Consider the following 18,131-nt stretch of genomic DNA (forward strand, 5'->3'; position numbering starts at 1 on the left):
GGCTCACACGCGACGACGCGGCGGCTAGGCCTCGTCGAGACAGCGGAAAAAGCGTGCCGTCTCACCGTCGGGACGCGTCAGGGTCAGCGCTCCCGTCCCATCGAGCTCCAGCCCGAATTCCTCGGAACTCTCCGCCCCCTCCGCTTCGCCGCAGGCCGCCGTCACGTCGAGACGATCCTCGGAAGGACTTCTAAGATCGAGGAACCGGCAGGAGCGGCCTCCATCCTTCAGGCCGCCCCGCTCGATGCGCAAAGGCACGTCGGCGCCGTCCTGCGCCCGACAGCTCTCGTCGGTCGGCGCCCAGCGGCCGGTCAGCCGCATGAGCAGGCTCATCGCCCGCTCGGGATCGTTCGTCTCGCCCTGAAGCGAAGGCAGAGCCTCCGGAACGGCTTGTTCGGGACGCGTCGGCGCAGGTATGTCCTGCCCCGGACCCCTCGCATCCGGCTGCGTCGGCGCGCCCTGCCCATGGGCTGCCCCTGTCGGCAGAAGCGGCAGAGCGAGCACGAGACCGAGAGCAAGCGTGGCGCCCGCGGCTTTTCGGTGGAACGTCATTGCGCCCTCCTTGCGACCGCCGTCAGGAGACGGCAAGCGGCCTTTCAGAAGACGAAGCGGCTTTGCTCCGCGTTGGTTCCAGCGCGTGCCCGGCAAAGGCTTCCGGCGGCGGGCCACCATGCGCCCAGTCGAGGAGTTCGACGGTATGGAGGACCGGAATCTCCATCGCCGAGCCGATCTGCGTGATGCAGCCAATATTGCCGGTCGCCACCACCTCCGGCGCAACGCTCTCGATATTCGCCGTCTTGCGGTCGCGCAGCCTCGCCGCGATCTCCGGCTCCAGAATGTTGTAGGTGCCGGCCGAGCCGCAGCAGAGATGACCTTCGGGGATGCCCAGCACCTCAAATCCCGCCTCCGCCAGGAGCGTGCGCGGCTCCTTCACCACCTTCTGGCCATGCTGAAGCGAGCAGGCGGCGTGGTAGGCGACCTTGAGGCCGGTTCGGCGGCGGGGTGCGGGCAGATCGAGACGAGCGAGATATTCGCTGATGTCTAGGGCAAGCGCCGACACGCGCTCCGCCTTCTCGCGATAGGCGTGCTCCCCCTTCAAGAGATGCGCGTAATCCTTGATCGTCGTGCCGCAGCCCGAGGTCGTCACGAGGATGGCATCGAGCCCCTCGCCGTCGATCTCTTCCAGCCAGGCGTCGATATTGGCGCGCGCCATCGGCAGGGCCTTTTCGTCCTGCCCCATATGGTGGACGAGCCCGCCGCAGCAGCCCTCGCCCTTCGGCAGCACGACTTCGATGCCAAGGCGGGTGAGAAGCCGGATCGTGGCGGCGTTGATGCCCGGATCGAGCACCGATTGCGCGCAGCCCGTCAAAAGCGCCACGCGGCCTTTTCTGGCACCATGAGCCGGAAAAGAGTGACCCGTCTCCGATGCCTGGATTTTCGCCGGCAGCCGCTTGGGCGCCAGGCGCAGCATCATGGCAAGCCGGTCGAATGGCCGCCCCATGCGGGCGAGCAACGGCGCCAGAGGCCGGCCGTATCGGGCGGTGACGAGAGCTACCCGCATCCTCGCCGGATAAGGCATGACATGCGCCAGAACCGCCCGCAGCGCCCGGTCGTGCCAGGGCCGGCGATAGGTCTCTTCGATATGCCGCCGCCCCTGATCGAGGAGGTGCATGTAATCGACCCCGGACGGACAGGTCGTCATGCAGGAAAAGCAGGAGAGACAACGATCGATATGGAGCGCGACCTCCGCCGTCGCCGACTTCTCCGCCTCCAGCATATCCTTGATGAGATAGATGCGCCCGCGCGGACTATCGAGCTCGTTGCCGAGTTCGACATAGGTCGGGCAGGTGGCGAGGCAGAAGCCGCAATGCACGCATTTGCGCAGAATGGCATCGGCTTCCTCGATGCGCGGATCGGCAAGCTGCTGAAGGGTGAAGGAGGTTTGCAAAGGTCAGCTCCCCATCCGACCGGGATTCAATATCCCCTGCGGATCGAAATTCTCTTTCAGCCGCCGCGACAAGGCGGCGAGCGGGGCCGGCTGCGGTTCGAAGGGCGAGAGGCCGGTGCGCAAGGCCGCCGAGCCGCGGATGAGCGTCGCATGGCCGCCGCCGACCGCCCTGATCGCCCGCCGGATGGCGCCTTCGGCAGCGTCTTCCGCGCCGCTCGCAACCTCGATCCAGACGCGCCCGCCGGCCCAATCGAAAAAATAGTTGAGAGGCTCGTTCGCGAGCCTCGCCATCAGCGCGGCCCCGGCGCGGGGCGCAATGCTGACGCGCCAGAGCGGATCGGTGCGGCCGGCAAAGGGCAGACAATCGCGGATCGCGCGCCAGAAACTCTCCGATTGCGGCACGTCGAGGATCTCCACCGCGCCGCGATCGTGCATCATGCCGTTGAGCGCCTCGCTGCGATAAGAGACGGATGAGGGAAAGCCTTCCAGCCTGAGCGCGGTGACGGAGCTTTCGACGCTAAGACCACAGGACCGCGCCATCCCTTTCGGCAGATGCGCCGCGCCCGAGACTTCGTGCGAAGAGCCCATGGCTTCGGCCATCGCGGCGCAGGCCATGTCGTCGGAGAGACCGAGGACGAGCACGGTGGCGATGCGCTCCGGCCGTGGCAGCACCTTGAAAGTGAGATCGGTGACGACCGCGAGCGTCCCCCAGGAGCCGGCGAGCCCCTTGGAAAGATCATAGCCCGTCACGTTCTTCACCACGCGCCCTCCCGCCTTGAAGGCCTCGCCGCGGCCCGACACGGCGGACAGCCCGAGAATATGGTCGCGGGCAGCGCCCGCCTTGATGCGGCGCGGGCCGGCGAGATTGGCCGCGAGCACACCGCCCAGCGTCCCCGTCCCGGGCTCCAACCCGAAAATCGGGCCGTAATCCATCGGCTCGAAGGCGAGTTCCTGATTGGCATCCGCCAGGAGCTTTTCGATTTCGGCAAGCGGCGTGCCGGCCTTGGCGGAGAAGACGAGCTCGTCCGGCTCGTACAGGGTGACGCCGGACAAAGCGGAGAGATTGAGCGTGTATTCCGCCTGAACCGGGCGGCCGATGCCGCGCTTCGACCCGTGTCCCAGGATTTCCAGCGGCACCTGTTCGGCGGCCGCCCAGCGGACGACATCGAGCACGGATTCGGCAGTCTCGGGGCGAAGCGTTTCGGCCATGGGGCGAGAAAATCTCAGAAGCGGGGAATGTCGGGAAAGGGAAGCTGGCCCTTATGCACATGCATGCGGCTGAGCTCGGCGCATTGGTGCAGTTCCGGGAACACCTTGCCGGGATTGAGGAGCTGACGGGCATCGAAGGCGCATTTCACCCGCTCCTGCTGAGCGAGATCGTCCTCGCTGAACATCTCGCCCATGAGGTCGCGCTTTTCCACGCCGACGCCGTGCTCGCCGGTCAGAACGCCGCCCACCTCCACGCAGAGCTTCAGGATCGCCGAGCCGAACGCCTCGGCTCGTTCCAGCTGATCGGTATCGTTGGCATCATAGAGAATGAGCGGATGGAGATTGCCGTCGCCGGCATGGAAGACATTGGCGACCCGCAGATCGAACTCCGTCTCCATCTCCTTCATGCGGTGCAGAACCTTCGGCAGGGCTTTGCGCGGGATCGTGCCGTCCATGCAGTAATAGTCTGGCGAGATACGGCCGACGGCGGGAAAGGCCGCCTTGCGTCCCGCCCAGAAATTGGCGCGCTCCTCTTCGGACTGCGAAACGCGGATATTGGCGGCATTGTTGTCGCGCGCGATCGCCTCGACCCGCTCGATCAGCTCGTGCACCTCCTCGCCCGGGCCGTCGAGCTCGACGATCAGGAGCGCCTCGACGTCGAGGGGATAGCCGGCATGGACGAAATCTTCCGCCGCCTGGATCGCCAGGCTGTCCATCATCTCCATGCCGCCCGGAATGATCCCGGCGCCGATGATATCGCCGACGCAGCGCCCGGCATCCTCGTTCGTCGGAAAGCCGAGGAGAAGCGCCCGCGCCGTTTCCGGCGAGCGCAGAATCCGGACCGTCACCTCCGTGACGACACCGAGAAGACCTTCCGAGCCCGTCATCAGGCCGAGGAAGTCGTAGCCTTCGCTGTCGAGATGCTTGCCTCCGAGCCGAATGACCTCGCCGGTGATCAGCACCATCTCCAGCCCGAGCACGTTGTTCGTGGTCAGCCCGTATTTCAGGCAATGCACGCCGCCGGAATTTTCCGCGACATTGCCGCCGATGGAGCAGGCGATCTGCGAGGACGGGTCGGGTGCGTAATAAAACCCGCGATGTTCCACGGCCCGGGTGACGGCGAGATTGGTGACGCCCGGCTGCACGATCGCCGCGCGGTTGTCGAAATCGACGTCGAGAACCTTGTTGAACTTCGACATGACGAGAAGGACGCCGTCGGCCAGCGGCAGGGCGCCGCCGGAGAGCGAGGTGCCCGAGCCGCGGGGCACGACGCGGATCTCGTTGTCGTAACAATAGCGCAGCACGCGCTGCACCTGCTCCACCGTCTCCGGCAGGACGACGATCATCGGCAGCTGGCGATAGGCGGTGAGACCATCTGTCTCAAACGGCCGCATGCCATCAGGATCCGTGATGACCCCCTCACCCGGAACGATGGCCGAAAGCGCCTTCGCGATTTCCTCACGGCGCGCCAGAATTTCGGCCTTCGGGCCGGGCATCGCCACACTCATTGAGCCTCCCTGCTCTTTTGTCTTGGCCTTCTTCCGAGGCCCGCCGATTATCGTTCAGCGTTTCATCTCAAGCAACCATAGCGCGATGTCGCATTGCCAAACCAGAAATTCCTCCCCCTTGTGCGCATCGAAGCCCTGTGCTCCATTCCGCTACCTTGGAATGAGTCAAGCTTTGACATAACAAGGAGTGTCCAATGATTAGGATTTCGGCTGCTGCCCTTGGCGTTGCTGCCATCCTTGCCGCGGGCAGTGCGTATGCTCAGGACGACCTCGTCGCGGCCGGTGAGAAGGTCTACAAGCAGTGCCACGCCTGCCACTCGGTCGGTGAAGGCGCCAAAAACCGCGTCGGCCCCGAGCAGAACAACCTGTTCGGTCGTGTCGCTGGCTCTTTGCCTGACTTCCGTTATTCCGACGCCATGAAGAGCGCCGGCGAGAATGGTCTCGTCTGGACCGAAAAGTCCCTGCACGAGTACCTGAAAAACCCGCGCGCTTATGTGCCGAAGACCAAGATGATCTTCGCCGGCCTCAAGAAGCCCGAAGACATCGACGCGGTGGTTGCCTATCTGAAGACGTTCGATACGGACGGCATGCCGGATCCGGACGCCAGCACGTACACGCCGCCCAACGGCTAATCGGGCGCGAGCGCCTGTTTCGTGACGGCCCGCCGCTCGAAAGGGCGGCGGGAGTTTTCCGTGTGGTCCGTTTGCCGCTCGCGGAGGTTTCCGTGCAGCGGCCGTTTTTTGTTGCGGCTTGAGCGGCGGGCACACGGCAACCCGCGCATCGCCGGGAGGCTCGTCGGCTTTTTCCCGGCTCGTGGCAGATCACGGCAGCGCGGGGGAGTTCGGCAAAGCCTGCGCGCTCGGCATGAAGTTGTGCTGCTGACACCAGAAGCCTGCGCCACAAGGTTGTTGATCTCGCCGCAGCGGCGGACCTAAGTTGCGTGTCCGGGCTCCCGACTGACCGGCCCCTGCCGCCAGACCTGGAGCCATCGGAGCCAGCCGAGGGCATGACGCATAACGCTCGGCCGCAGAGGATTGAGCGCTTGTCGCCAGAAAACACCGAACATACGACAGCTTCGAAGCCGCGCGTCGGTCTCTTCGCCACCTGCCTCGTCGATCTCTTCCGCCCGCAAGTGGGCTTTGCCGCGATCAAGCTGATCGAGGCGTCCGGCTGCCGCGTCGAAGTCCCGGAGAACCAGACCTGCTGCGGCCAGCCCGCCTACAATTCCGGCGACCGCGGCGATGCCGCCGCCATCGCCCAACAGGTCATCGCGACCTTCGAGGATTACGATTACGTCGTCGTTCCGTCCGGGTCCTGCGCCGCGATGATCGCCCGCCATTATCCGGAGCTCTTCGACGACACCGATTGGGCGCGGCGCGCGACCGCGCTTTCTGCCAAGACGTTTGAGCTCACGGCCTTCCTCTATGACGTCATGGGGCTGCGCGACGTCGAGGCGGCATTCGCAGGCAACGTCACCTATCACGACGCCTGCTCGGGCCTGCGCGAACTCAATGTGCGCGACCAGCCGCGTGAGCTGTTGAAATCCGTCGACGGCCTCGCCTTCACCGAGCTCAAGGACGCCGATGTGTGCTGCGGCTTCGGCGGCACCTTCTGCGTCAAATATCCGGAGATCTCCAACGCCATCGTGACGAAAAAGACGGCCGCGATCGCGGGATCGGAAGCCGACACGCTGGTGGCCGGCGATCTCGGCTGCCTCATGAACATGGCCGGCAAGCTGCAGCGCGAGGGCAAGCATGTGCATGCGCGCCATGTGGCCGAAGTGCTCGCCGGCATGGCCGACGGCCCGGCGATCGGCGAGGCCGAATGAGCGCGCCTTTCCTTTCCCGGGCGTTCAAGGAGAACGCCGTCGACGCGCTCGCCAATGTCGAGCTGCAGCGCGCGCTCGGGCATGTCGAACGCGGCTTCATTCAGAAGCGTCAGAAGGCGGTCGACGCCCTGCCGGAATTCGATGCGCTGCGCCATGAAGCGCGCGCCATCAAGGACCACACGCTTTCACATCTCGACCTCTATCTGGAGGCGTTTGAGGGCAAAGCGCGGCAGGCCGGGGCGGAGGTGCATTGGGCGGAGACGGCCGCAGACGCCCGCGAGGCGGTGCTTTCCATCTGCCGCCGGGTGGGCGCCAAGACCGTCACCAAGGGCAAGTCGATGATCTCCGAGGAGATCGGCCTCAACGCCTTCCTGGAGAAGAGCGAGATCAAGCCGATCGAGACCGATCTCGGCGAATACATCATTCAGCTGCGCGGCGAGCCGCCTTCCCACATCATCGCCCCCGCCGTGCATGTCAATCGCGACCAGGTGGAGGCCGATTTCCGCCGCGTGCACACGCATCTCGATCCGAAGCGCGATCTCGCCGATCCGGTGTCGCTGCTCTCTGAGGCGCGCGCCACCTTGCGCGACATGTTCCTCGCCGCCGATGTCGGCATCACCGGGGCCAATTTCCTGGTGGCGGAAACGGGCAGCTCCATCATCGTCACCAATGAGGGCAATGGCGACCTCACCCAGATCCTGCCGCGGGTGCATATCGTGCTCGCCTCGATCGAGAAGGTGGTGCCGACGCTCGAAGACGTCTCGACGCTGCTGCGCGTTCTGGCGCGCTCCGCCACGGGTCAGGAACTCTCGGTCTACACGACGTTCTCCACCGGCCGGAAGCGGCCGGGCGACGAGGACGGCCCGGAGGAGACGCATGTCATCCTCCTCGACAATGGCCGCTCCGAAATGCTCGCCAACGAGTTCCGCGAGATGCTGCGCTGCATCCGCTGCGGCGCCTGCATGAACCATTGCCCGATCTATCATGCGATCGGCGGCCACGCTTATGGCGCGACCTATGTCGGCCCGATGGGCGCGGTGCTGGCGCCGGGCCTCTTCGGGCTCGAAAACACGGCGAACCTGCCCAATGCCTCGACCTTCTGCGGGCGCTGCGAGAGCGTCTGCCCGGTCGAGATCCCCTTGCCGAAACTGATGCGGCATTGGCGCGAGCGCGAATATGAGCGGCATCTGAAGCCGGCGACGGAGCGAAACGGCCTGCGCATCTGGGCCTTTCTTGCCCGGCGGCCGAAACTCTACCGGCTCGCCACCCGCATCGGGCTCACGGCGCTTCACCCCTTCGGGCGGCGGCGCGGGCGCTTCTCGTCGCTGCCGCTCGCCGGCGGCTGGACCAGCCATCGCGACATGCCGGCGCCGGCGAAAAAAAGCTTCATCGATCAGTGGAAGGCCCGCTCGTGACGGCGGCGGGAGAGACATCATGAGCCAGCGCGAAACCGTGCTCGGCAAGATCCGGCGTGGCCTTGCCTCCGGCAAGACGGCGGAAGCGCGCCGCGAGGCCGTCGCCCAGCGCCTCGGCCAGCACCCGGCGAACACCGTGCCGGCCCGTGGCCATGTCGACCAGAAGGCGCGCCTCGATCTCTTTGCGAAGATGGCGGAAAAAGTCTCCGCCACCGTGGAGCGGGTCGCTTCGGCCTCCGATCTTCCGGAGACGGTCGCGGAATATCTGCGCGCCCGCAACCTGCCCTCGGACCTCCGGATGGGTGCCGACCGGCGCCTTGCCGATCTTCCCTGGGACAAGGTCCCGCAGCTTGAAGTGAAACACGGGCCCTCCGATGGGCGCGATCATGTCGGTCTCAGCCACGCTTTCGGCGGGGCGGCGGAGACCGGGACGCTCTTCCTGCTCTCGGGGCCCGACAATCCGACGACGCTCAACTTCCTGCCGGATCACCATCTCGTCGTGGTGCGCGCTTCCGACATCGTCGGCGACTACGAAACCTTGTGGAACCGCCTGCGGGAACACTCCGGCGACGGCGTTCTGCCGCGCACGGTCAATCTCATCACCGGCCCCTCACGCTCGGCCGACATCGAACAGACCCTGCTTCTCGGCGCCCACGGGCCGCGCGCCCTCCACATCCTCATCGTCGAAGACGCCTGAGCGCCTCCACCTTACCGCGAGACGTCGGGATTGATGATTTCGGCGGGCTCCGGCTCGCCAGGATTTCGGTCGGGCTCTGAGTTTTGGGGTTCGCCCTGCTGGTCGCGGGGCGCGCGCGCATCTGGCCCCGTATCGAGATCACCCGGAACCGGCAGCGGCTCGACCGAACCGTCTGCCGGATTCTCCGGCGCGGTCTCGGACGGAGCCGGCCCGGGAGGCGCGGTCTCCGGCTCGGTCGAGGACGGCGCGTTCATCTCCGGCGACGTCTCCGGAGCGGGTGCGGGAGAGGTCGCAGGAGATTGCGCGGGTGCCTCCTCCTCGCCCGGTTGCTCCGAGGCCGGCTCAGAAACCGGCTCTGGGGCCGGCGTGCTCCCCTTCTCGTCCGGGGAACGGAAGCGAATGGTCGGATATGAGAACGTCGCCTGTTTCCAGACGAGTTCGAAACCGCCGAGATTGAACTCGTACTTGGGCGCCTGGCCTTCTTCGACCTGCACGGAAGGCAGCCGGCCTTCCTGTGTCTGGCGGATGTCGACCATGAAATAGGCGGCGACGGCGAGAAGGATGACGACAAGAACGAGAAAGAAGCGCATGGGTCTCGGGAGGTTCGCCGCGGGACGTTGCGGCTCGTTTCACGGCTAAAATGGCGCCGCGGCCGATCGGTTCCGGCGACGCCGCCTGTCTCCCCCCATATCGCGGCCTAAAAGAGGCTCCCCTGCGCCTTGGGAGCGGGCTTCGCCTTCGCCGGTTTCCTCGCTGCCGCCGGCTTCTCGCTCCGCGGGCTCTCGGAGGGGCTCCCCGTCGCAGGCGTCGGCGTGCCACCTTCGCCGGCGACGACCGGGCGGCGTCCATCCTGGAACTCCACCTCGTAGGACATGCCCGTCCGCATCGCGTCGGCCCGCGTCACCGTCTGACCGGAAGCCTCATGGATGACGGCATAGCCGCGCCCGAGAACGGATTTGTAGGAAAGCGTCTCGAGCAGCCGGCAGGCATTGTCGTAGCGCTCCTGGCGCGCCGTTGCCGCTCGGCGGAACACCTCCGCGTGGCGGGCGGTCGCCGCGAGGCGCTCCCGCTCCACCCGCAGCATGCGCTGGAGCGTTTCGGGCCGGAGGCGCGCGGCACGCACGAGATCGCGCCGCGCCGAGGCGCGAAGGGCGCTCGCCGAGCGCTCCATACGGCCCGCGAGATCGGCAAGCCGTTCGCGCCGGCGGCGCAGATCGGCGCGCAGGCTGTCGCCGGTCAGGCGCGCACCGACACGCAGATAAGCCTGCTCCTTGAAGCGGCGATGCTGGGCGAGTCCCCGCAGCAGACGCCCGCCTGTCTCGTCGAGCCGGTGGCGCGGCAGAGCGAGGAGCTCGTTGAGCGACGGCATGGCACGGGCAGCGCCCGTCAGATCGCGCCTGAGGGAGGCCGCGAGGCGCTGCCAGGCGCCTTCCTGGCGGGCTGTGAAATCGGCGACACAGGCGACGAGTTCGGCACGCACGGGCACGGCGATCTCGGCGGCACCCGTCGGCGTCGGCGCGCGCCGGTCGGAGGCGAGATCGATGAGCGTCCAGTCGGTCTCATGGCCGACGGCGGAAATCACCGGGATGCCGCTCTCGGCAACGGCCCGCACGGCGATTTCCTCGTTGAAGGCCCACAGATCCTCGATCGAGCCGCCACCGCGGGCGACGATCAAGAGATCCGGCCGCGGAACCGCACCTCCCTTTTCGATGCGGTTGAAGCCGCGCACGGCCGCCGCCACTTCCTCGGCCGCGCCCTCGCCTTGAACGCGCACCGGCCAGACGAGGACCTGGCGCGGAAAGCGCTCGCGCAGACGGTGCAGGATATCGCGGATGACGGCGCCCGTCGGCGAGGTGACGACGCCGATCACCTTCGGCAGATAGGGGAGCGGGCGCTTCTTCGCCTCGTCGAAAAGGCCTTCGGCGGCGAGCGCCTTCCTGCGCTCCTCCAGAAGCGCCATCAGCGCGCCGGCGCCGGCGGGCTCCAGGCTCTCCACCACGAGCTGGTAATTGGAGCGGCGCGGATAGGTGGTGATCTTGCCGGTCGCCACCATTTCCAGGCCTTCCTCCGGCTTGAACTTCAGCCGCTGGAAGGTCGTGCGCCAGACGACGACGTCGAGAGAAGCGCTTTGATCCTTGAGTGTGAAATAGCAATGGCCCGAGCCGTGCGGGCCACGGTAACCGGAGACTTCGCCGCGCACGCGCACATGCTCGTAATTTTCTTCGAGCGTGCGCTTCAGGGCGAAAGCGAGATCGGCGACCGTATATTCGGCGACGTTGGAGACTTCGACGGGGGATGCGGGCATGACGCAGTCTTGACGGAGCGAGAGCCGCGCTTCAAGCGCGTTTTAGAAAGAACGCCGGGAGAGCGACGATGGCCTACGATTTCATCACGAAGCGACTGTTCGTGGAAGAGCCGCTTCAAGCCGGCGGATCGATCTCTCTTTCCCCCGAGCAGGCCAATTACCTCCTCAACGTCCTGCGCCTCGACAACGGGGCGCCCGTGCTCCTCTTCAACGGCAAGGACGGCGAATGGCGTTCGAAGGTCGTCAAGGACGGCAAGAAAAAGGGCCATCTCACGGTGGAGGAGCAGACGCGGCCGCAAACGCCCAAAAGCGACCTCACCTATCTCTTCGCGCCGCTGAAACAGGCGCGGCTCGATTACCTGGCGCAGAAGGCCGTGGAGATGGGCGTCGGCCGGCTCGTGCCGGTGATCACGCAGTTCACGCAGGTGCGGCAGGTCAAGACCGCGCGGGTTGCCGCCAACGCGCTGGAAGCCGCCGAACAATGCGGCATCCTCAATCTGCCTGAGGTGGACGAGGCGAAAGGCCTGGCGGAGGCCATCGAAGCGCTGGAACCCGACCGCCGGCTGATCTTCTGCGACGAGCGCCACGAGGGCGATCCGCTTGCTGCGCTCGCCGCCCTCAAGGGCGAGAGGCTGGCGCTTCTCATTGGGCCGGAAGGCGGGTTTTCGGACGCGGAGCGAAGCGCCATTTCAGCGAGGCCGCAGACGCTGACGATCTCGCTCGGACCGCGCATTCTGCGCGCCGACACCGCGGCGGTCGCAGCCCTGGCACTCGTTCAGGCCGCGGCCGGCGACTGGCGCCAGGCCTCACCAGATCGATAAGCGGCCGCCCTCATCCCTGAATTGTCGACGAGAGCGCTCAATTGGCGATGAGCGCGAGATCCGTGACCGGCTGCACCGGACCACCGGCGCCGACCTTGTCGTTGACGAGCACGCGCAACTCGCCCGCCCCATTGTTGGTGATGGTCATCGCGGCCTCGGTGTCGCCCATTACGTCCTTCGGCCAGACGAGCGCGAATTTGATCGTGTCGCCGCTGCGCTTGCCGCTCAAAACCGCGGTGCCGACCTTGGAGCCCTGATAGGTGCCGCGATAAAGCCCACTCTCGGGTTCGTAGACGACGTTGACGCGGACATCGCGGGTGAAAATCGCAAAGGCCCGGCATTTGCCTGCGATGCTGATGGTGTTTTCCACCCCCTCGCCGCTCAGCGAGCAGCGGATATTGGTCGGGCCGGCCGTCTCGTTGCGGATGACCACGCCGCCGCCCTTCCAGGCGCCGCCGAAACGTTCGATGAAATCGGCCTCGGCCGCTTGGGCCGCCGAAGCAGCGAAAGAGGTGGCAATCAGCGCGGCACCCATCAACGCAGCTCCAATTGGGGCGGCGCCGACAACGAGGCGGTCAATCAGCTGGGTCATCGTCAAACTCCGGCCTGGCATGGCAGTCATGCGCCCCTTCGTCTCACTTTAGAATGCTTTCGCCATTGGCAAAAGCACGCTCTCGCCCGACATGCGGAAAAGGCTTTGAAAGGCGCCTTTGGCCTTACTATGGTCGCGCCGCCGAAAGCCTGACGGCCGCACTCAAAGAAAGATCCGATGGCCCGCGACACAGCGAACGACAACCCGATTGAAAACCGCGACCAGCTGGTCTCCTCGATCGAAAAGGGCGTCAAGCCGCGCCAGCAATGGAAGATCGGCACCGAACACGAGAAGGTGCCGTTCTACCGCGACGGCAACCGGCCGGTGCCCTATCACGGCGAAAAGGGCATCGAGGCGGTCCTCAAGGGGATGGAAACCCTGCTCGGCTGGGAGCCCATCTACGACGGCGAGAATATCATTGGGCTTGGTGATCCGACCGGCGGCGGGGCGATCTCGCTGGAGCCGGGCGGCCAGTTCGAGCTCTCCGGGGCGCCGCTTCCCAACATCCATCGCACCTGCCGGGAAACGCACGCGCATCTCGCCCAGGTGCGCGAAGTGGCGGAACCCCTCGGCATCGGCTTTCTCGGCATCGGCATGAGCCCGAAATGGTCGCGCGCCGCGACCCCGATCATGCCCAAGCAGCGCTACCGCATCATGGCCGATTACATGCCGAAGGTGGGCGGCAAGGGCCTCGACATGATGCTGAGAACGACCACCATCCAGGTCAATCTCGACTTCTCGTCGGAAGCCGACATGGTGCGCAAGATGCGCGTCGGCCTCGCGCTGCAGCCCATCGCCACCGCACTGTTCGCCAATTCGCCCTTCACCGAGGGCCGGCCCAACGGCTTCCTCTCCTACCGCGCCGAAATCTGGCGCGACACGGACCGCAACCGGACGGGCCTCCTGCCTTTCGCGTTCGAAAAAGGCTTCGGCTTCGAGCGTTATGTCGATTGGGCGCTCGACGTGCCGATGTATTTCATCATCCGCGGCGGCCGTTACGTCGACATGACCCACACGACCTTCCGGCAGTTCCTGAAGGAACCGAAAGTCGACGACATCGGCGAGGTCATCCCCTCGATGGGCGATTGGTTCAATCACCTCTCGACGCTTTTCCCCGATGTCCGGCTGAAGACGTTTCTCGAAATGCGCGGCGCCGATGGCGGCCCGACGCGGCGCATCTGCGCCCTGCCGGCCTTCTGGACGGGCATTCTCTACGATGACGACGCACTCGCGGCCGCCGAATCTCTCACCTACGACTGGAGCGAGGCGGAACGGGAAGCCCTGCGCAACCATGTGCCGAAGACCGGCCTTGCGACCCCCTTCCGCCGCGAGACGGTCCTCGACATCGCCAAACGCGCCGTCGCCATCTCCCGAACAGGCCTGAAACACCGCAACCAGATCAGCGCCGGCGGCTTCAACGAGGCGGAATATCTGGCGCCACTTGAAGAAACGCTCGCCCTGAAGCGGACGCCGGCCGAGGAGCTGCTCGCGCAATATCGCACGCGCTGGGGCAATTCGGTCGAGCCCCTCTTCTCGGAATACGCCTACTGAGGTGGCCGGTTGCCGCGCATGCGATGAGCGGCTCGCGCGCGTCCCGCCTCGCCTCCGCATCGAGGCCCGAACCTAAGGCATAGACCGTCTGCCGCCCTGCCCAAAGGCAAGGCAGGAGCAAGGTTTGTCTGGGATCATTCAAAACTAGAAGAGCGAAATCGCACCTCGTCGGGGGTCATCCCGTGCGGGCTCTTCGGCTTGTTAGACGGGATATCTCAGAGGCTCATCCCGTTTCAGCGGGCGACAACATCCAGGACGCAGGCACCAGCCCGAAAGAAAGGCATAAAGGCGAAAGCCGCTGTCATGCAGCTCGATCTCACCACGATCTCCGTCGTCTCGGCGTTCTGCGCAGCGATATGTAGCGTCTTTTTGATGCTCGCGCGCTGCCAGTACCCCGAGGCGAAATTCGTCTGGTGGTGGATTGCCTCGAACCTTGCCTTCGTCGTGGCCTCGCTGCTTCTCGCGCACTGCCACGACCACGGCCTCCTCCATCCGATCTCCTTTGCAATGATGACTTTTCATCCCGCGTTGATCTGGGCTTCGACGCGGATGAACGGCGCACATTTCGTCACCTCGCTCGTCATCTTCGCGGGCCCGGCCTTCGTCACGCTTGCGGCCTTCGCCGCCACGGAGGGCCGCCTGCTCATGAGCGGCACCGCCCATGCCTTCGTCGGCAGCGCCTATCTGTTCGTGACCGCCTATTCGATGATTTCTCATCCGGCTCAGCCAAAAGTGCCTGCTCGCTGGCCGCTTGCCGGACTGTGCGTCCTGCATGCCTTGGCGCTGGCATTTTTGTTACCGGTTCTTTCGCGTCTCTCCGACGCTCCCCCATCGACCGTTCACGCGGTCGCCGAAATGCTGCAATTCGAGGCGCTGCTCTTCATTCTCGGCAGCACGATCTTCGTGACCGCGGCGATGCGGGAAAGGCGCGAGGCCTGTCAGAGGGTGAAGGCGGAGACGGACGAGCTCACCGGCATTCTCAACCGCCGCGGTTTTCTGGAGCGGGCCGAGCGCACCCTGAAGCGCTGTCGGAAAGACGGCACGCCCTGTGCCGTCGCCCTCTTCGATCTCGACTACTTCAAAGAGATCAACGACACCTACGGCCATGCCATGGGCGACAACGCGCTCAAGGCCTTCATCAAGACGGCGCAGCGCTCCATGCGCGCCAACGACCTCTTCGGCCGCGTCGGCGGCGAGGAATTCGCGGCTCTCTTTCCTGGGGCCGATGCGCCCGCGGCCCTCTCGCTCGCCGATCGGGTCCGGCAAAGCTGGGTCCGGGTGGGGCGCGAGATCGACGGGCGCGACGTCAACAGCACGATGAGCGGGGGTGTCGTGGCGCTTCGCGACGACCAGTCCCTGGAAGAGCTTCTGGCTCTCGCCGATCAGGGGCTTTATCTGGCGAAGAAAGCCGGGCGCAACCGCATCGAGCTCGCGGCAAACGACAAGCCCGCGCCGCCGACCTCACAGACCTGTCTCGCCTGAGCTTTGAGCCGATCCTCTCGCCCTCCTCGGGAGAGAGGCACCTACTCGAAGAGAACGCGGGTCGCCGGGAAGGCCACTTCCGCGATCGTGCCCTCGCCGCGCGCGCTCTTCAAAACGAACTGAGCGCGGTTCGCCTCCACCAGCGCCTTCGTCAGCGGCAGGCCGAGACCGGAGCCGGTGCCCGTGCCGATCGCCGAGGTGATGATCTGCCGGAACGGCTCCATCGCCCGCGCCAGCTCGCTCTCGCTCATGCCGCCGCCATTGTCGCGCATGCGCAAGACCACCTCGCCATTCTCCTCCAGCCGGGTGGAGAGGATCACCTGCCCGCCCGCATCGGTGTACTTCACCGAATTGGACAGAAGGTTCAAAAGGATCTGGCGCAGCGTGCGAGCATCGGCGACGACGGACGGCAGGTCGGGCGCCAGGCTCGTGCGGATGATCACCCGGTGGCGGCCGGCCTGCGGCTGCATCAGCGACACGGTCTCGCGCGCCAACGTGTTGAGATCGACGGCGGAAAAATCGAGATCGAGCTTGCCCGCCTCGACCCGCGCGATGTCGAGGAGATCGTTGACGAGGCTGACGACATGCTCCGACGAGGAGCGGATATCGCGCAGATATTCCCGGTAGCGCTGGTTCTCGATCGGACCAAAACGCTCCTCCACCATCAATTCGGCAAAGCCGATGATGGCGTTGAGCGGCGTGCGGATCTCATGGCTGATGCGGGCGAGGAAATCGGATTTCTGGCTCGAGGCCCGCTCCGCTTCGGCGCGCGCTTCCTGGAGCCGCGTCTCCGTCTCCTTCCACTGTGTGATGTCGCGCAGAACCGCGCAGAAGCGGGGGCGCTCGCCGCTGCCCACCTGGCCAAACGTCATGAAGAGCGGGATCGGCCCGCCCTTGGTGCGGCCCAGAACCTCGCGGCCCTCGTTGAGGAGGCTCTTGATGCCCGCCATCCTCAGGCTCTCCAGATAGGCTTCGGCCTCCACCCGGCTTTCTTCCTCCAGAAGCTCGGTAAAGGAATTGCCGACCACCGCATCGGCTTCGATGCCGAAAAGCGCCTCGGCGCTGCGGTTGAGGCTTTCGACGCGGCCCTCCGCATCGAGCACGATGACGCCGTCGAGCGCCGTGTCGAGGATTGCCTGAAGCTCCCCGACCTTGGAGGAGAGCACCGCATTGGAAAGCGTGACGGGCGCCTCGACGGGACCGGTGTCTTCGGCCGCCCCATCTTCGGGCGCAGTGTCTTCGGCCCCCGTGTCTTTGGCCGCCTCCTCAGGAACCGTCCCGGACGCTTCGTCCGACAGGCTTTCCGAATCCTGCCTCGCTTCGGGGGGCGCGAAATCGTTGTCCTGCCCTTCGCCGCCGTCCTCGGCCGGCACCTCGGTCGCCCCCTCGGCCGGCACCTCGGTCGCCCCCTCGGCCGCCCCCTCGGCCGGTGCGACCTCTTCGGACGTCTCGAATTCCGAAGCCCTTGCTTCAGCCTCATCAGCGGCCTCTTGCTGCCGCTCCTTGACGCCGTCGCGGCGCTCTTCGATCGGCGAGCCGCTCGAAGGCTGCAGATCCGTCACACGGGCGCCGAGCGCGGAGGCGATCGTCTCGAAGGCGCGCTTTTCCTGCGTCGACAGGCGCGACCATTCCGGCAGGCGTTCGACGTCTGAGCGGATCGGCACGACATTGTCGCTGGGCGGAGCCTCGCCTTCGCGCTCATGCCGACCCGTTGGCGCCTCATCCATTTCGGCTCCCTCCGGAAAACGCAAGTCGAAGGCTTCCGCCTTCAAGGCCTCGGCCGGGCGCAGAACGCCAAAACCGCGAAAGCCCTGAAACGCCCGGTCGGCATCGAAGACCGGAAGGGCGGTGAGCTCGGTCGGAATGCGAATGTCGCCGGCCTCCGACGGCCACCAGGCGGTGAGCCCGCTCCAGGTGTCGCGCGCATGAAAGGCTTTGGCCACCCGCCCGGTCGGATCCAGCCGCAGGCGCGCAGCCACATCGTCCCAGGTTTCGCCCACGACCTCGGAGTTGCGGCCGACGAGCTGGGTCAGGCCCTGCGAAACGAAAAGAATGCGGTGCGAGGCATCGCTCTGCCACAGGAACCGCACAGAGACCGGCCGGGTGAGCGTGGCAACGGGCGCCGGCTCGGGGGCCGGTTCGGGTGCCTCGCCCTCATCCGCGACCGCGGTCTCCTCGCTCGCCGCGTCCCGGGCCGCCTCTTCATCGCCAGGTTCCTGCTCGGGCAGATCGTCTGCAGCGGCTTCGGCAGCTTCACCCGACCCGTCAGTTTCCTGGTCGGGAGCGACAACCGCCCGCGGGTCGTCCGCGTCCGCTTCAGACGAAACGTCGGACGCAGGGGGTTCTCCGGCGGCCTTCTCCCCGTCCTCGTCAGAGGCGGAGATTTTCCGGGGCGCCTCGCCGGCCCCATGCTTCTCGGGATCGTAGGTGGTGAGACGATCGGCAATCCAGGCCGGCAGCGCGCGTCGCACCGCTTCCGTCAGATCCGTCTCTTCGTCATGGGCGTGCGCGCCGTCATCGGGCGCATCATCGTCGGAAACAGGCCCTTCGCGGTCGCTCATCTCCGCGATCTCGTCGTGATCGTCGTCGTTCGCCGGAACATCGGGCGCCGGAACATCGGAAGCCTGAACATCGGGCGCCTGAATATCGGGCGCTTGAATATCGGAAGCCTGAGTGTCGGGAGCTGGGAGCTCGGTGGCCTGAACATGCGTCTCCGGCTTCTCGAGGCGTTTGGGGTCGCTTTCTCCCCCTGAGAGCCCGTCCTTTGAGAGATCG

At 65.9% G+C, this 18,131-nt stretch carries 16 protein-coding genes; 8 read left to right on the top strand and 8 right to left on the bottom strand.

The window, feature by feature from the left end; all coding sequences use genetic code 11:
* Positions 1–24: 24 nt before the first annotated feature.
* From ACK8CP_RS12145 to ACK8CP_RS12160, 4 genes are read right to left on the bottom strand one after another with little or no spacing between them, the layout of a single operon-like run.
* On the bottom strand, positions 25–552 hold the full coding sequence (locus ACK8CP_RS12145) for a hypothetical protein (protein WP_414831959.1): 528 nt from the start codon (positions 550–552) through the stop codon (positions 25–27).
* 22 nt (positions 553–574) lie between these two features.
* Entirely contained in the window at positions 575–1,948 is a 1,374-nt protein-coding gene (locus ACK8CP_RS12150) for a heterodisulfide reductase-related iron-sulfur binding cluster (protein WP_414831960.1), read from the bottom strand.
* Between the two features lie 3 nt (positions 1,949–1,951).
* Positions 1,952–3,157, bottom strand: coding sequence for a glycolate oxidase subunit GlcE (gene glcE, locus ACK8CP_RS12155; protein WP_414831961.1), 1,206 nt, complete (start codon positions 3,155–3,157; stop codon positions 1,952–1,954).
* 14 nt (positions 3,158–3,171) lie between these two features.
* The gene (locus ACK8CP_RS12160; RefSeq protein WP_234629557.1) at positions 3,172–4,665 is read right to left on the bottom strand and encodes an FAD-linked oxidase C-terminal domain-containing protein; all 1,494 of its coding nucleotides are present in this window, start codon (positions 4,663–4,665) and stop codon (positions 3,172–3,174) included.
* A gap of 194 nt (positions 4,666–4,859) precedes the next feature.
* On the opposite strand from ACK8CP_RS12160, the gene ACK8CP_RS12165 reads away from it, so the two are divergent.
* From ACK8CP_RS12165 to ACK8CP_RS12180, 4 genes are all read left to right on the top strand, one after another.
* Positions 4,860–5,297, top strand: coding sequence for a c-type cytochrome (locus ACK8CP_RS12165; protein ID WP_234629558.1), 438 nt, complete (start codon positions 4,860–4,862; stop codon positions 5,295–5,297).
* A 410-nt stretch (positions 5,298–5,707) separates the two neighbouring features.
* The gene (locus tag ACK8CP_RS12170) at positions 5,708–6,493 is read left to right on the top strand and encodes a (Fe-S)-binding protein (protein WP_414831962.1); all 786 of its coding nucleotides are present in this window, start codon (positions 5,708–5,710) and stop codon (positions 6,491–6,493) included.
* On the top strand, positions 6,490–7,908 hold the full coding sequence (locus ACK8CP_RS12175; protein ID WP_414831963.1) for a LutB/LldF family L-lactate oxidation iron-sulfur protein: 1,419 nt from the start codon (positions 6,490–6,492) through the stop codon (positions 7,906–7,908). Before ACK8CP_RS12170 ends, ACK8CP_RS12175 begins: the two co-directional genes overlap by 4 nt.
* Before the next feature lie 19 nt (positions 7,909–7,927).
* Positions 7,928–8,605, top strand: a complete 678-nt coding sequence (locus ACK8CP_RS12180) for a LutC/YkgG family protein (RefSeq protein WP_414831964.1) — start codon at positions 7,928–7,930, stop codon at positions 8,603–8,605.
* Positions 8,606–8,616: 11 nt separating this feature from the next.
* On the opposite strand, the gene ACK8CP_RS12185 is transcribed toward ACK8CP_RS12180, so the two are convergent.
* Both ACK8CP_RS12185 and xseA read right to left on the bottom strand, forming a co-directional pair.
* Positions 8,617–9,195 (bottom strand): hypothetical protein, encoded by a 579-nt coding sequence (locus tag ACK8CP_RS12185; RefSeq protein WP_414831965.1) that lies wholly within the window; start codon positions 9,193–9,195, stop codon positions 8,617–8,619.
* 107 nt (positions 9,196–9,302) lie between these two features.
* Positions 9,303–10,910, bottom strand: coding sequence for an exodeoxyribonuclease VII large subunit (gene xseA / locus ACK8CP_RS12190; protein ID WP_414831966.1), 1,608 nt, complete (start codon positions 10,908–10,910; stop codon positions 9,303–9,305).
* A gap of 68 nt (positions 10,911–10,978) precedes the next feature.
* On the opposite strand from xseA, the gene ACK8CP_RS12195 reads away from it, so the two are divergent.
* Positions 10,979–11,731, top strand: a complete 753-nt coding sequence (locus tag ACK8CP_RS12195) for a 16S rRNA (uracil(1498)-N(3))-methyltransferase (protein ID WP_414831967.1) — start codon at positions 10,979–10,981, stop codon at positions 11,729–11,731.
* A gap of 37 nt (positions 11,732–11,768) precedes the next feature.
* Here ACK8CP_RS12195 and ACK8CP_RS12200 read toward each other — a convergent pair whose 3' ends face one another.
* Positions 11,769–12,323 (bottom strand): hypothetical protein, encoded by a 555-nt coding sequence (locus tag ACK8CP_RS12200; RefSeq protein ID WP_414831968.1) that lies wholly within the window; start codon positions 12,321–12,323, stop codon positions 11,769–11,771.
* Between the two features lie 177 nt (positions 12,324–12,500).
* On the opposite strand from ACK8CP_RS12200, the gene ACK8CP_RS12205 reads away from it, so the two are divergent.
* Positions 12,501–13,874, top strand: coding sequence for a glutamate--cysteine ligase (locus ACK8CP_RS12205; protein WP_414831969.1), 1,374 nt, complete (start codon positions 12,501–12,503; stop codon positions 13,872–13,874).
* Positions 13,875–14,177: 303 nt separating this feature from the next.
* Positions 14,178–15,356, top strand: a complete 1,179-nt coding sequence (locus ACK8CP_RS12210; RefSeq protein WP_234629566.1) for a GGDEF domain-containing protein — start codon at positions 14,178–14,180, stop codon at positions 15,354–15,356.
* A gap of 41 nt (positions 15,357–15,397) precedes the next feature.
* On the opposite strand, the gene ACK8CP_RS12215 is transcribed toward ACK8CP_RS12210, so the two are convergent.
* Positions 15,398–17,917 carry a histidine kinase dimerization/phospho-acceptor domain-containing protein gene (locus ACK8CP_RS12215; RefSeq protein ID WP_414831970.1) on the bottom strand — a complete coding sequence of 840 codons (2,520 nt, stop codon included), beginning with the start codon at positions 17,915–17,917 and terminating at the stop codon, positions 15,398–15,400.
* On the opposite strand from ACK8CP_RS12215, the gene ACK8CP_RS12220 reads away from it, so the two are divergent.
* A complete protein-coding gene (locus ACK8CP_RS12220; RefSeq protein WP_414831971.1) occupies positions 17,855–18,109 on the top strand; it encodes a hypothetical protein in 255 nt (84 codons plus the stop codon). The genes ACK8CP_RS12215 and ACK8CP_RS12220 overlap by 63 nt on opposite strands.
* Positions 18,110–18,131: the final 22 nt, after the last annotated feature.

This window comes from Afifella sp. YEN Y35, assembly GCF_047553465.1.
GTDB classification, from domain to species: domain Bacteria; phylum Pseudomonadota; class Alphaproteobacteria; order Rhizobiales; family Afifellaceae; genus Afifella; species Afifella aestuarii.